This window comes from Pseudaminobacter soli (ex Zhang et al. 2022) (assembly GCF_014595955.1).
In the GTDB taxonomy this organism is placed as follows: Bacteria; Pseudomonadota; Alphaproteobacteria; order Rhizobiales; family Rhizobiaceae; genus Kumtagia; species Kumtagia pseudosoli.
Genome location: NZ_JABVCF010000003.1, coordinates 1 through 14,545, shown reverse-complemented (window position 1 = coordinate 14,545; position 14,545 = coordinate 1). Strand labels below are relative to the sequence as shown.

Genomic DNA, 14,545 nt, shown 5'->3' with positions numbered 1-14,545 from the left:
TGGGCAACATACTGGCTTTCCGTCCGCATAAAGCGAGCGAGAACGAGCCGCTGCGGCAGCACGGGCTTTCCGCCACCGTGATCATCTTTCCGGGCGTGAGATACGAGCGTTATGCCTCCAGCGAAGATGGGGCGGGCGAGTCGGCACCGATGCTCGGTGCAGTCGCCTGCGAGACGTTGAGGCGATCGACGGAGGGCCAGTCTCAAACGAGCTTGCACGATGAACGACGGAAGAAGTCCTCCAGTGCGGGCCGCCAACTGGCGTCGGGCGCGAAAGCGCGTACGACGATGATGCCCTCCGACATGGGCAGTTCCAGGAAGACGGACTGGCTGAACTCCTGCGGAAGGTCTGCGCGCACGTCAATCATCTGTTCGGGTGTGAGCACCACAACGTCGAGGAGGCCCGCAGGTCCCGACCTGTCGGTGAGGCTGAACAGGTTGGAGCCGCCGCGGTCATAAACGGAGGCCGACCAGAACGGCACATGGCCAGGCGCCTGGACATGCAGGATGCCGTCAGAGAGATCGAAGCGGCAGGCAGCGGAGAGGAACGCCGGATCGGTCCCGCTGATCAGAGGCGGCCCCGCGGCGCTAGTGTCGATCCGAACCATCGTCTCGAGATCTGCGACATCGGCCAGTCGGCCCCAGGCATTCCGCTCCGAGAACGAGGGAATGAGCAGCAGGATGACGATGTGGACGATGCCGGCGCCCACGAGCCCGAGCAGAAGGGCGTAGGCCAGGCCCTTCCAGAGACTGCGCTTCTTCAACTGACTACGCATCGCAGCCGTCATTGATGATCTCGGGCAGCCGCACGCCGTTCATTCCTCCGGCACCGGAAAGGGGCGTGTCGTAGAGGGTCAGCACCAGAAGCATCCGTCCGTCACCAGAAACCGGCAGCCAATTGCCCGGGGCCGGGTTCCTGCCTACCGCGATCGCAACCGAGTTGGCGTCATCGTAGAGCACGTTCTGGGAGTTCAACGAATTCCCGAGGCGGCCGGCGGAGGAGATCGGAGCCATGCCGGTATCGGCGGCGTGCACCGTCCACAACCTTGCTGGAGGGAGAGTCCCTCTGATCGTGTAGCGGCATCGGCGCTGGATGAGTCGGCCGCGCGTATCGCGTTCCGAGACGAAAGAGAGACCCTCGGTGCGCCCGAGCGCCAGCAGCCCGTCACGGGCCACTCGCGCCCGCAGATAGGGATTGGCGTCCGGAGTGCCGAGTTCCGGGTAGGTGGTCCAGCGGCCGATCGTGACGGCGCCGATCCCCTCCTGCGCCTGCAGCGCATACCAGACGCTGGCTGCGCCGCCGCCGATGGCGACGGAAAGTGCAACAAGGGCAAGCAGCGCAGTTCTCACCGTATTGGCCCTGAGTTTCTGGGAGAGCTTCGGCCTAGCTTGCCGAGGCCCGCGCGACAAGGCCGACGCTGTGACAAGAGAAGCGTGCTGGACGGCGCCTTCGCGAAACGGGCCGGAGGCAGCGGAGGCGCGTAGCGAAAAGCAGGATCAGAGGGCAGAGAGCTTTTCCTGGCCGACTGGCTCGGCAATGGCGGGAGCCTGGCTGAATTCCAGCGCGAGGCCGCGCAGGAATCGAGTTGTCGCAGGCGAGAGGGGGGCGGGACGATCGGGTTCGAACGCGGCAGGCTGCGCCTCCTGTTGCTTCTTCTCGGCCTCTGCGGCCTTCGCCAAGACCTTCGGATCCACGAACGGGTGCTCGATGCCGGGGATCGGCTTCAGGTCCACGTTGCGATGGGCATAGGCCATCAGGCGCTGCCACACCATGGCCGGGAGAGAACCTCCCGTCATCTCGTTCGTGGGCGAGTAGTCGTCATTGCCGAGCCAGACGGCGGCGGTGTAGTTGCCGGTGAAGCCAACATACCAGGCGTCCCGATAGGACTGGGTCGTGCCGGTCTTGCCGGCCGAGCGGATGCCAGGCAGGGCGGCGCGCCGCGCCGTTCCGATCTCCGGAATCTGCACGAGGATCGAGTTCATCGAGGCGGCGGCCTGTTCGGAAAGGACCCGGTGGGGCTTCGGCGCATCGCGGTCGTGATCGTAGATGACCTCGCCAGAATGGGTGAGGATCTGAAGGATCGAATGGCGCGTGCCGGCAAAGCCGCCATTGGCGAAGGCATTATAGCCGGTCGCCTGGTCCATCACTGTCATGCCGGACGTGCCGAGCACCATCGTCTTGTGGCCGTTGAGCGGCGTCTCGACCCCCATGGCCTCGGCCATCGCCTTGATCGGCGGTATCGAGAGATGGTCCTTGGCGAGCCTGACCGGCACGGTGTTGATGGATTTGATGAGCGCCATCGCGAGCGTCGTCTTACCGGAATAGTTGCGGCCGTAGTTCTTCGGCTCCCAGCCGCCCCAACTGATCGGCCCGTCGGAGATGACGGAGTTCGGCTTGAAGCCATGCTCCATGGCCGTGGCGTAGACGTAGGGCTTGAAGGAAGACCCGGTCTGCCGTGCCGCGCGGGTCGCACGGTTGAACTGGCTCTCGCCATAGTCACGGCCGCCGACGATCGCCCGCACTGCCCCATTGGTGTCGAGCACCACGATGGCACCTTCGCTGGCGCGGTATTCCTTTCCGTACTGACGCAGATTGAATTCCAGCGACTCCTCGGCGGCCCGCTGGATGTCCATATCGATCGTCGTACGCGCCACCATTGAGCGCACACCCGACTTCTCGGCCAGGCGCTTGGCTTCCTCAAAGGCATAGTCGAGGAAGTAATCCGGGCTCTTGCTCTTGCCGCGGTCAACGACGTCGGCCGGGTGCAGGCGCGCCACGAGGACCTGGCCCTCGCTCATGAAGCCGCTTTCGACCAGGTTGTTGAGCACGATGTTGGCGCGCGCTCGCGCTGCCGGCAGGTTCACGTGAGGCGCATATTTGGCGGGGGCCTTGAAGAGCCCGGCGAGCATGGCGGACTCGGCCAGGTCGAGATCTTTGACCTCCTTGCCGAAATAGAAGTCGGCCGCGGCGGCGACGCCGAACGTGCCCCCGCCCATATAGGCGCGGTCGAGATAAAGCTGGAGGATCTCCTTCTTGGAGAGATTGAATTCCAGCCACACCGACAGGAACGCTTCCTTGATCTTGCGCTCCAAGGTGCGCTCGTTGGACAGAAACAGGTTCTTGGCGAGTTGCTGGGTGAGGCTGGAGCCGCCCTGGACGACCGAGTTGGCGCGCACGTTCTCGGCCATGGCGCGGATCAGTCCGAAGAAGTCGATGCCGTAATGCTCGAAGAAGCGCCGGTCCTCGGTCGCCAGCACTGCCTTGATGAGGTGGTCGGGCATCTGGTCGACCGGAACGGAGTCGCGCTGGATGATGCCGCGGCGCCCGATCTCGTTGCCCTGTCGGTCGGTGAAGGCGACGGCGAAATCGTCCTGGCTCTTCCAGTCGCCGGCCGTCGCGTTCATGGAAGGTTGCGCGAGCGCAAGCATGACGACAGACCCGGCGGCGCCGAGCGTCAACCCTTCTCCGAGAAGCTCGGCGCCGACACGTTGCCAGCCTTTCACACGAAAGCGTCGGAAGAAGATCGTGATGTTCTCCCACGCTTCTCCCAGCCTGAAGCCCGCCTCATAGAAGGTGGAGTCGATCCAGGCGTCGATGGCGAGCAGGATGCCGCCCTTCGGCGCCTTTGGCTTCTTTCGGCTGAACGGATTGTCTGTCACGCGGGTTTCCGGTCGATCACGCAGCTAAATTCTTCGCGCATGCGGGCGAATTCTAGGTGGAACTCACTCAAGCACATTGCCCATTTATACCAGGTTCACAATCGCACGCTTGTCACAGCCGGGATCCAGTTGATGCGAGCGCAGGTCACGCTGCCGTTACTGAACGGCAATCTGCCATTCGGGGTTCCGTAAGCGCCAGGTCATGTTGCCGCCACGGCCGTATTGATCTTAGGCAAGCTATCCTCATTCGCAGCCGAGTCCATCCGACAGCCAGCCGTGTCTCACCGCCGTAAAATACAGTTGATCGACACCGTGTAGCTTGTTGACCTTTCGGTGTTTTCGGACCAATTTTTCGAAACGCGCAGAAATACCTCATGAGTAGGAGGAGTTCTCAGGAGGGCGAATTGATCCGGCGCGGGCGATAGGCATAGGCCGGCAGTTGCCGGACAATGGGAGGTACTTCAGTGCTAGAAGATCTTATCGAGGAATCCAAAACACGCCGCGACATCTTCAAAGCAATTGGCGCCACCGCTCTCGCCGGCGCACTCATTGGCTCCGCTGGCTTCGATCCTGCTATCGCGCAGGAGTTGAAACCTTCCGGAAAGCCGCTGAAGGCTGCGATGGGCAATGCCGGACTGCAGGCGACATGGTGCGCGCAGGGCAAACAGGCGGCCGAAGCCTGGGGCAAGCTGATGAATGTCGAGATCACCTGGTTCGACGGTGAGCTCTCGGCCACCAAGCAGCGCGCGGCAGTCGACAATCTCGCCACCCAGAAGTGGGACTTCGTTGCGCTCCAGACCTTCGGCATCGGCACGCTCAACGACCCGATCAAGAAGGTGATCGATGCCGGCACGCCGGTGATCGCCATGGACACGATGATGGCGCCGGAGGGCCAACTGGCGCTGCACACCTTCATCGCACCGGACAACATCTTCATGGGATCGGTGGTGACCACCGAAATCATGAAGAAGATCGGCGGCAAGGGCAACGTCATCATGACCCAGGGCGCACTCGGCCACACCGGCGCTCAAGGACGCGCCAAGGGCTTCAAGGAAGTCGTCGCCAATTATCCGGACGTCAAGGTGCTTGACGAGCAGCCGGCCGACTGGGACGTGACCAAGGTCGCCCGCATCTGGGAATCGCTGCTGACGAAATATCCGGACATCGCGGGCGCCTTCTTCCACAATGACGACATGGCGCTCGCTGCCCATAACGTGATGAAGGCCAAGGGCCGCACCGGCATCGTCATCGGCGGCGTCGACGCAATGCCGCCGGCGGTGAATGCCGTCCTCGACGGCACCATGGTCGCCACGGTGCGCAATCCTTCCAGCCGTATCCACGGCTGGGCGGTGGCCGCCGGCGTCGCGGCCGTGGTCGGCGGCGAGAAGAGCGGCAAGGAAATCCCGAACTACATCTGGGCGGATGGGCCGGTGATCACGGCCGATACCGCACCGGGCAATCTCTGGCTGCAGAAGAACTTCCTGATGTGATCGGCCGATCCCTTGGCTGACAATGTCGACCTGATTGCCGGGGACGCTTCGCCCCCGGCTCCCAATGGTGCCCGCGCGGCGCCCATCCTGGAAATGGTCAGGGTGTCCAAGACCTTCGGCGGCGTCCAAGCGCTGCGGGAGGTCGACTTCGATCTTGCCGAGGGCGAGGTGCACGGCCTCGTCGGCGAGAACGGTGCGGGCAAGTCGACGATGATGAAGATCATTGCCGGCGTCTATCACGGGTTCGAGGGCGAGATGCGCGTTGCCGGACAGCCCGTGCAACTGCGCTCGCCCGCCGACGCGCTCGCCGCCGGCATCGGCATGGTTCACCAGGAACTGTCGATCGTGCCGGACCTCAGCGTCGCCGAGAACGTGTTCCTGGGCGTCCAGCCGCTGATGGCCGGCGGCGTGGTGGACTGGGGCCGGATGAAGCGCGAGGCGAAGCGGCAACTCGCCAGCCTCGGCCTCGACATAGACCCCTCCGCGCGCATGGGCAGCCTGCCGGTCGGCATCCAGCAACTGATCGAGCTTTCCCGCGTGCTGTTTTCCGGTGCCAGGATCATCATCCTCGACGAGCCGACCTCGGCGCTTTCGCCGCCCGAAGTAGCGCGGCTGTTCGAGGCGCTGCGCCGACTGCGCGCCCAGGGGCGCACCATCGTCTTCATCTCGCATTTCCTCGACGACGTGCTGGAGATTTCCGACCGCATCACGGTGTTCCGCAACGGTCGCAAGGTCATCACCGAAGAGACGGCAGCGCTCACCAAGGACAGTGTCATTGCCCACATGATCGGGCGCGGTACCGCCGAGATGCACATGGGCGAGAGCACCGAGCTCTCCGGCGACGACAACCGGCTTGTGGTGCTCTCCGCTCGCAGCCTGAGCGACGGCTCGATGATCCAGGATATCTCCATCGACCTGCGCCGCGGCGAGATCACCGGCGTCTACGGGTTCATGGGGTGCGGCCAGGTGGAGCTTGCACGCGCCCTCTTCGGCAAGGGCCGACTAACGGAAGGCGAGATCCGGCTGGACGGCAGACCGGTCTCGTTCCGCTCCACGGCAAGCGCGCGCCGGTCGGGGATCGCCTATGTGCCGGAGAACCGGCGCATGATGCTGTTCCGCACCGAGCCGGTATACAAGAACGTCTCGATCGCGATCCTCGACAAGATCGACCGCCTCTTCCTGCGCCCCGGCCGTGAGCGGGATATCACGCAGCGCCATATCAAGGACCTGCAGATCCGTCCGCCGCTGCCGGGCATCGCTTTGGGCAGCCTGTCGGGCGGCAACCAACAGAAGGTGGCGCTGGCAAAATGGCTGACGGAACTGCCGAAGGTGCTGATCCTGTCGGAGCCGACGCGCGGCATGGATGTCGGCGCCAAGGAAGACGTCATCCGCATCGTCAAGTCGTTGCGCGACCGCGGGGTGGCCGTGCTGGTGCTGTCGACCGAGCCGGAGACGATCCTGACGTTGGCGGACCGGGTCACGGTGCTGAAACGCGGCGTGGTCGCGCGCGAATTCGCCCACGGCCATCTCGACAAGGGCGACCTTCTGGCGGCTGCGTAATGTTCTCTTGCCAGCTCGTTCACAATCCCATCTGACCATTGGACCAGCTAACATGAGCGTCACCACCGAAACGGCCCGGCCTTTCACCTTCGGCCGCTTCATGGCCGAGCAGATGCGCAACATCGCGCCGGTCTTCACCCTGATCGTGCTGGTGATCTTCTTCTCGACGCAGGCCGAAAGTTTTCGGACGTTCGACAATCTGATGAACATCCTGTCGCAGGCCTCGATCACCGGCATCATCGCGGTCGGCCTGACCTTCGTCATCCTGACGGCAGAGATCGACCTGTCGGTGGCGGCGGTCGCCAACGCCATCGGCATCCTGGTCGCCTATTTCACGGTCCAGCCGGATTATGTGAACATCGCCAACATGCCGGTGCAGGGCTGGATCGCGATCATCCTGACGCTCGCCGCCTGCTTCAGCATCGGGCTCGTCACCGCCTTCGGCGTGACCGCGATCGGCATCCCGTCGTTCATCATGACGCTAGCGATGATGCAGATCGCCAACGGCATCTCGGCCATGCTGGTGCGCGGACAGATCGCCTACAACTACCCCGAGATCATCACCACGCTGGGCTCCGGCACGATCTTCGGGATTAAGTGGACCATCGTGGTCTGCTTGGCTTTCATGCTGGTGGCGCATGTCGTGCTCACCTACACGCGCTTCGGCCGCTACGTGTACATGGTCGGCGGCAACCGCGAGGCGGCCGAATATTCCGGTGTCAACGTCAAGATGATCATCGCCGCGGTGATGATCATCTGCGCCATGTGCTCGGGCATCGCCGGGATGCTGGGCGTCGCCTATTTCGGCTCGGCCCAGCAGAACCAGTTCGACACTTTCCTGCTCGACGCGATCGCGGCGGTGGTGGTGGGCGGCACCAGCCTGTTCGGCGGGCGCGGCGGTATCGGCAACACCATCATCGGCCTGCTGGTACTGGGCGTGCTCAACAACGGCCTCGACCACATCCAGATCGACAGTTTCCTAAAAATCCTGATCCGCGGGCTGATCCTGCTCGCGGCGCTGGTGATTAACGTCTATGCGCAGAAGCTGAGGGAAAGCGCGCGGGAGTAGGCGTCACGCGGCGGCTGCCGCGTCCGCCTGGGGAGAACTGCGGCGGGGCTCCGGCCGGCCCAGATGATAGCCCTGCGCCTCGTCGCAGCCTTCCGACTGCAGCAGCTTCAGTTGGCCCTCGGTCTCGACGCCCTCGGCGAGCACACTGATGTCGAGGCTCTTGCCGAGCGCAAGGACGGCCCGGATGATGGCGCGGGCCTGGGCGCTCTGCTCCACCTCGCTCATGAACGAGCGGTCGAGCTTGATCCTGTCGAAGGGGAATGAGCGCAGGGTGTCCAGCGACGAATAGCCGGTGCCGAAGTCGTCGATGGCGATGGTCACGCCGAGCGCGCGGATCTGCCGAAGGGCATGAAGCGAGCGCACCTTGTCCTGGATGATCGACGACTCGGTGATCTCCAGCTCCAGCCGTGAGGCGGGCAGTCCCGTCTCCACAAGGATCTGGTGGACGAGACGCGGCAGGTCGCAATGGGCGAGCTGGACCGGTGAAAGATTGACGGCGATCTTGTCAGGCTGCGGCCATGATGCCGCTTCCTTGCAAGCCTCACGCAGCACCCATTCGCCGATGGTAAGGATCGTTCCGGTCTCCTCCGCCAGCGGGATGAACTCGGCCGGCGAGACATAGCCGAGGCGGTGATGCTTCCACCTGAGGAGCACTTCGTAGCCGACCACCTCGCGGCTGCTGACGGTCGTCTGTACCTGATAGTGCAGTTGCAGTTCTCCCCGGTCGATGGCGCGGCGCAGATCAAGCCCCAGATCGCGCCGGGCGCGGGCGAGTTCGTCCATATCTGCCTCATAGAAGCAGACCGCACGCGCCACGTCCGCTTTGGCCCGGTACATGGCAAGGTCGGCGTTGCCGATTAGCCTTGCCGCAGTGCCGCCGTCCTGGGGATAGACCGAGATACCGATGCTGGCGCCGGGGACGACGTCGAAGTCGTCGATCCGCATCACCGCGAAAAGCTCACGCTCCAGGCGCGCGACGAAGTCGTGCAACTCGCGCTGTTCGTCGAAGCGCTTCACCGCGGCGAACTCGTCGCCGCCGATGCGGGCGACGAACTCACCGTCGCGCAGGAGGGCGGCGAGGCGGCCGGCGATGATCTGCAGCGCCTGATCGCCCGCCTCGTGGCCACGCAGGTCGTTGATCTCCTTGAACTTGTCGAGATCGATGCCAATGACGGCAACCTTAGTGCCGCCGGCTCGCGCCCGCTCCAGCTCATGGCCGAGATAGTTGCTGAAACTGGTGCGGTTGGGCAGTCCGGTCAGCGGATCGTTCAGCGCCATCTGGCGGAGCGCATCGAGGTTCTTCTCGGAGACATCCGAGTCGATCATGTAGCTGGCCACACCCGTGCCGATGACGATGATGGCAACGCCGGCCACCGCCACCGCCATAGCCGCGATGACCTGCGGATCGGCAATCTCCGCGCCGGTCGCGAAGGGCGTGACGGAAACGGCGGTCATGCCGGTGAAATGAAGTCCGACGACCGCGAGGACGAAGCAGGCGTGCGCCAGCAGCTTGCGGTCGGCGAGAGAGGCGAGCATGGCAGCGACGCCGGCGCCGGCCGCGATCAGCACCGAAGCGACCACGTAGGGGGCATCCCAGGAGATGAGGCCGTCGACATGATAGGCCATCATCCCGGTGTAGTGCATGGCCGAGACCGAAACGCCGAGGATGCCACCGCCGAGCACGACGGAAGCCCTGCCGGGTTCAAGCGCGGTCCAGAAGGCGAGCCCCATGCCGGCGATCGCCACCAGCAGCGACACCATGGTCAGGATCGGGTCATAGGTGACGGGCGCGCCGCTCTCGTAGGCGAGCATGGCGATGAAATGCGTGCACCAGACCGCCGCGCCAGCAGCGACTGCGGCGAGGAAGATCCAGCCCGCCTTCTGCACCTCCCGCCGCTCCCGGGCCCGCCGGAAGAGCCCGAAGCCGACCCAGGCTCCGCCGATGCAGACCACCGCCGCCAGGGCCACGAGCCACAAATTGTGGAGGGTGACGATGCACGAGACGACCCGCATGCAGATACTCCGGTCGCGGCTTTGGGCCGGACTCCGTTCGTGTTTTTGCTGGAAGGAGACGGTATGGACCGCGACCAAGCCGGCTGCAGCCGTCGGCATACCGCTGCCGCCTGGCCGGCATTCCAGAATGCGAGGCCACTATCCGGCAAAGGTTGCGGGCTGCTTAAGTTTAAGCGGAAAAGTCAGGGTATTGGGGGCGGCTGAGACGCACGCCAGGAAAGGCGAACACCTCGTTCACACAAACACGATCGAGGACGTCTGCTCAGTGTACAAGCGCGGCATGATCGGTGTTTAACGGCACTGCGGTGAAGCCCATCTTCACCGCCACCTTGCGAGTTCGATTTCAGGTACAACCGCCGCTCTGCCCTTGGCATTGAAGATACGGAGCGCGGAAAATCTTCTTCGCGGCGCGCGTGACAAACGTTTGATTTATAGATTGGCTAATGAAGACGGTTAGGCCTAAGCAGAATGCGCTACGACTTGTTACGAGACACAAGAAGAGAAGCACAAATTCTAATTCAACCGGGGATTAATGCGCAATGAATCTTGCTCGAAAGGAACGGATCGTGAAAAGGTAAAAGCGACTATGGTTCAGCCGGTCGCCTTTTGCTGAAACAAGCCGTTGGCGGGCTTCTTTGTGATCACGACCCTGTCCCGCGTATCGCGATTCACGCCAAGTCCTCCTGTGGCACCACAGACAGGAACTTTGACATGCTCGCATTCAATAAGAAGTTCAAGGACACGCTTGTAAACTTGGACGGCGGTACATTCGAGGGCTGCGCCTTTGAAAGATGCACCTTGCTCTTTTCAGGGCTTATGCCGCCCGCTTTGAAAAGTAACACGTTCTCCGAATGCAAGTGGGAATTCGCGGGCCCGGCAGCGAATACCATCGCCTTCATGGCAGCTCTCTATACGGGCGGCGGGGAGGAGCTTGTTGAGAAGACCCTTGAGGAGATCCGGAAGGGTGGTGCTGGCCGCCGCCGCGGTGATCCTATTATCCTGAACTAGGTTCATCATCCCTCTTGGTATTCTTCCGCTTCTTCTCTCCCTTTCCGGTCTTCGGATCGGGATGGGTGTTCAGCAGGCCGGCGAAGCATCCCGTCGCCATTTTCCTGGTCTTTGTCTTTGGGGTCTTCCGGCATGCAGAGCGTGGTCCTTTACGAATACCGGTCTCAACTGGCCAGAGATATGGCCGACCTGTCTGGCATCCTTCATGATCTACAACGCGTCGTCTCCTATCTCGATATCCTGCTAGAAACCGACGACGACATCATTGGGTCCGCCGTATTCACTTCAAGCCTCATTGCATATCGAAGGTGCTTTACTCACGGCGCTCGGACAAGAATGGTGCGAGGCGATATCGAGGGTCTGCATGAAAATGCAGCCGAGTTCCACGACGTATTGATGGCGAACGCGGACAAATTTGCCGCCCATTCAGTCAGTCCGCTTGAACAGTTCAAGGTTGGCGTAGCGGTACGAGGCGACCAGATCGATGCCGCTTTCACGGTTTCCATGCGCCTTGCGTCGATGTCGGAAGGGGACATCCGCTTCTGGAAGTTCCTCCTTTCCAAAATGATTGAAGAGAACAACAGAAGGGGAATCGCCGCCCACGATGCATTAGTGGCGGAAGCTAGAACCCGACCGCTCAAAAACATTACTAGGGCAAGAGTCATAAACCTCTCTATTCCCAGCAGAGAAGACCTCTTCCGCAAGCGCGTTCTCTGCCGGCCTGTCATCGCGAATCATAGGACTATTTTCCTGGTACGTAAAGTATATAATTAGGAAAATAATCCTAATTATATACTTGACAAAGCAAGTCCCATTCCGTAGGGTCAAGCTATCGAGAGGGCAGACCCATGAAGCTTGATCATCCGATCTTCACCGACGCTGACGAGGCCCGTAAGCACCTTGAGGCTCAGCGTTGGCCGCATGGTCCGAACTGCCCGCATTGCGGTAACGCTCAGGCCGACCGCATCACTGCCATGAAGGGCAAGGCGCATCGTCCTGGCCTCTACAACTGCATGGAATGCCGCGAACAGTTCACTGTGACGGTCGGGACTGTTTTCGAGCGCTCCAAGATCCCGCTCAACAAGTGGCTGCTGGCTACCTTCCTGCTCGCCTCTTCCAAGAAGGGCCTGTCCTCGCACCAGCTGCACCGCATGTTGGGCGTCACCTACAAGACCGCTTGGTTCATGACGCATCGCATTCGCGAGGCCATGAAGGAAGACGTAAAGTCGTCCGGCCCGATCGGTGGCGAAGGTAAAACCGTTGAGGCCGACGAAACCTACATCGGCAAGCGCGAGACGCCCCGCGAATATGCCCGCCCGCGCGCTCGCAAGAACTGGAAGCCCACCAAGTCGGGCAAGGCCGGTGGCGCTGAGAAGCGTATCGTGGTTGGCCTCGTGGAGCGCGGCGGCAAGGCCCGCATGTTCCACCTACAGAACGCCACGGCCTCCACCGTGCGCGAAGTGCTGGTCCGCAACGTGACCCGCGATACGACCCTCTACACCGACGAGTCCCGCCTCTATGTCGAGACTGGCAAGGAGTACGCCAAGCACGACACCGTGAAACACTCTGCGAAGGAATACGCTCGCCGCGACGGCGAGATCGTCGTCCACACCAACACGATTGAGAACGTGTTCTCGGTTTTCAAGCGCGGCATGGTCGGCGTGTATCAGCATTGCGGTGAGGCCCATCTTCACCGTTACCTTGCTGAATTCGATTTCCGCTACAACCGCCGCATGGCACTTGGCGTCAATGACGCTGAGCGTCACGACCAGTTGCTCGCCATGATCGAAGGTAAGCGCCTAACCTATCGGCGGACTGGTGAAGCCGGTCACGCCTAAGCAGAAGGCGCGAAGGCTTCTTCGAAAACGAAAGATTAGTCCTTGATACCCGCTTCGGCACGCCTGCGATCTATCTCAGCGTCTACACGTTTTCGTTGAATATCCATAAGCATCTTCGGCATTCCCAAGGTCAATATGAATGCGGCGACACCAAGCCCTAAATGAATATGTGCGATGATAGCCTTAACGCAGCTTGATACGACATCTTCCGGCGCCTTGCTCAGAAGGGCGCCGACAAAAATCACTCCAATGGTCACGAGGTAAAGAACAAATAGCCAAGTATGCCGTATCAACCTGTCCTCTATCTCCTGCCGGTGGCCTTCGGCTGATCGCCAAGAGCCGGATGGCAGAAGAGATGGGTCTCCCAGAATAGCAATTACCGCAACAAGAAAGCCCGCTAGAACCGTGTAGACGGTTACAAAGATGCCGATAGCGGCCTCATTGCCAACGACATACTCCCCCCAGTATATCGAGACAAAACACCCGCATAAGAACGAGAACGCAATATAGAGCGCTCGCATATCATTGCGCCATCATGCCGGATTTTTTCAGATCACTCTCGAATTTACGGAGGGATTCCCATGCACTATCGCGCAACACGGATTTTCCGTGGCGATCAATTGTTACCTTCTGGCGAACAAAGACTTCCTTTTGACTTATTCGCTGGTTGTTCCCGGTGACAATAACGTAGTCGTCCTCCTCGTCATCAACTACGTCATTGGCGAGTTTGCGCATCAGTTTATCACCGGAAATCCGGCCATCTTTTTTTCTGGTATCGAACGATAGCGATAGAGAGACGCTTACATTCTCCAAATCCACAGGCACGGCACCGCCAAACAGCGCCTTCAAATGCTTAAACGCCGCGCCTACAGCCCCCGCTGCATCGTCCTTGCGCCCAATGTAACTGGTGCTGGCCTCATAAAGCGTTGCGCGCATTTCGACCGCCTTTACACCTTGAGCCTTGATGAGCTTGACCTTGTCGACGTTGCCAACGTTTTGAAGCTCGAACTTGTCAGCGCCGTCGTTGATACCCGCCCTTTTAAACAACTCGCGGCAATAGGTAGAAAACGACGCATCCCTCAGCACGGTAGAACACAGGAAGACGTGGTCGTTTCGCACCAGCGCAAATACGTCGCCGTCCATGTAGTCTTTTTTGGCCGGCGCTGGAGTTATCCCAACCTCGAATTCTTCAAGGTCGTCATCACCGGCAGGGACAGTGCTCGCATGATCCCCAGGAGTCCCCGCGACCAGATGTAGGAGCAGCCCGCCGCCAGGGTTGTCCTTCGGCTTGTTGCCCTTGATTATCTGACCGTCTGAGCGAACAAACTTCCGATTGCCGATCTTGGGAAGCTTTCTGTGGGCTACACGCAGATAGTATTCCAGAGTCTTTTTTGGGTCATGTCCGTCAACCCAAACCGCACGCCTATAAACGACAGTCTTTAGCCGAGTCTTGGCCATTGCACCCCTCCCCCTGCTGGAGAAGGGATATCACGCTCACTCTTTCTTGGACAATGGCTGTGTTGGTGGCACTGTAGGTTTCGTCTTGTGCTTTACTGTCTCGTGCGGCTGCGGCGGACTCTTCAACATCCGCTTCAGCGTCTCGTTGAACCGCTTTTCATCTGCTTCTTTCACGGTGTCCGGCATTGCCTCAACCTTTATCCCGAGTCTCACGAACCGCAACCTTCGAGTTCTCGCACACTAGCCCCGGCATCCTGTTGCAGCGCCCCGAGTTGGCCGCCCTTGCTATGGAAGCCATCGCCTCATGGTCGGTTGTAGAGGTAAACCTCCTTCGCCTCTACGTCACGGTCTTTTCAGGAAAGGATGGCCGCGATGTCAATCGGCGCGCAAAACTGACCCCTGATCGGCGTCCAATTTTGACCCCCTTATTGTAGGGCGACGGTGAGCGCC

General features: G+C 61.2%; 12 protein-coding genes and 1 pseudogene. 7 read left to right on the top strand and 6 right to left on the bottom strand.

The features are described 5' to 3' along the window. Positions 1 to 202 precede the first annotated feature (202 nt). From HUI96_RS05930 to HUI96_RS05920, 3 genes are all read right to left on the bottom strand, one after another. On the bottom strand, positions 203 to 787 hold the full coding sequence (locus HUI96_RS05930) for a DUF1254 domain-containing protein (RefSeq protein WP_237683988.1): 585 nt from the start codon (positions 785 to 787) through the stop codon (positions 203 to 205). Further along, entirely contained in the window at positions 768 to 1,349 is a 582-nt protein-coding gene (locus HUI96_RS05925; RefSeq protein ID WP_188253736.1) for a DUF1214 domain-containing protein, read from the bottom strand. Before HUI96_RS05925 ends, HUI96_RS05930 begins: the two co-directional genes overlap by 20 nt. Before the next feature lie 147 nt (positions 1,350 to 1,496). Next, positions 1,497 to 3,659, bottom strand: coding sequence for a PBP1A family penicillin-binding protein (locus HUI96_RS05920; RefSeq protein ID WP_188253735.1), 2,163 nt, complete (start codon positions 3,657 to 3,659; stop codon positions 1,497 to 1,499). A 449-nt stretch (positions 3,660 to 4,108) separates the two neighbouring features. Between HUI96_RS05920 and HUI96_RS05915 the strand changes: the two genes are divergently transcribed. The 3 genes from HUI96_RS05915 (at position 4,109) to HUI96_RS05905 (ending at position 7,778) form a co-directional block, all read left to right on the top strand. Further along, positions 4,109 to 5,149, top strand: coding sequence for a sugar ABC transporter substrate-binding protein (locus HUI96_RS05915; protein WP_188253734.1), 1,041 nt, complete (start codon positions 4,109 to 4,111; stop codon positions 5,147 to 5,149). 93 nt (positions 5,150 to 5,242) lie between these two features. Then, on the top strand, positions 5,243 to 6,709 hold the full coding sequence (locus tag HUI96_RS05910; RefSeq protein WP_188254152.1) for a sugar ABC transporter ATP-binding protein: 1,467 nt from the start codon (positions 5,243 to 5,245) through the stop codon (positions 6,707 to 6,709). A 52-nt stretch (positions 6,710 to 6,761) separates the two neighbouring features. After that, positions 6,762 to 7,778, top strand: coding sequence for an ABC transporter permease (locus HUI96_RS05905; RefSeq protein WP_188253733.1), 1,017 nt, complete (start codon positions 6,762 to 6,764; stop codon positions 7,776 to 7,778). 3 nt (positions 7,779 to 7,781) lie between these two features. On the opposite strand, the gene HUI96_RS05900 is transcribed toward HUI96_RS05905, so the two are convergent. Next, entirely contained in the window at positions 7,782 to 9,791 is a 2,010-nt protein-coding gene (locus HUI96_RS05900) for a putative bifunctional diguanylate cyclase/phosphodiesterase (protein ID WP_188253732.1), read from the bottom strand. 235 nt (positions 9,792 to 10,026) lie between these two features. Between HUI96_RS05900 and HUI96_RS30235 the strand changes: the two are divergent. The 4 genes and pseudogenes from HUI96_RS30235 to HUI96_RS05885 form a co-directional block, all read left to right on the top strand. Continuing rightward, positions 10,027 to 10,248 (top strand): annotated as a pseudogene (locus tag HUI96_RS30235) (transposase); the annotation flags it as partial. A 254-nt stretch (positions 10,249 to 10,502) separates the two neighbouring features. Next, positions 10,503 to 10,799, top strand: coding sequence for a hypothetical protein (locus HUI96_RS05895; protein WP_188253731.1), 297 nt, complete (start codon positions 10,503 to 10,505; stop codon positions 10,797 to 10,799). Between the two features lie 132 nt (positions 10,800 to 10,931). Beyond that, entirely contained in the window at positions 10,932 to 11,573 is a 642-nt protein-coding gene (locus HUI96_RS05890; protein ID WP_188253730.1) for a hypothetical protein, read from the top strand. A 74-nt stretch (positions 11,574 to 11,647) separates the two neighbouring features. After that, entirely contained in the window at positions 11,648 to 12,637 is a 990-nt protein-coding gene (locus HUI96_RS05885; protein WP_188253729.1) for an IS1595 family transposase, read from the top strand. Between the two features lie 35 nt (positions 12,638 to 12,672). Here the strand turns inward: HUI96_RS05885 and HUI96_RS05880 are convergent, their stop codons facing one another. Both HUI96_RS05880 and HUI96_RS05875 read right to left on the bottom strand, forming a co-directional pair. Next, the gene (locus HUI96_RS05880; protein WP_188253728.1) at positions 12,673 to 13,158 is read right to left on the bottom strand and encodes a hypothetical protein; all 486 of its coding nucleotides are present in this window, start codon (positions 13,156 to 13,158) and stop codon (positions 12,673 to 12,675) included. Between the two features lies 1 nt (position 13,159). Further along, the gene (locus HUI96_RS05875) at positions 13,160 to 14,095 is read right to left on the bottom strand and encodes a hypothetical protein (RefSeq protein WP_188253727.1); all 936 of its coding nucleotides are present in this window, start codon (positions 14,093 to 14,095) and stop codon (positions 13,160 to 13,162) included. Between the last annotated feature and the right edge of the window lie 450 nt (positions 14,096 to 14,545).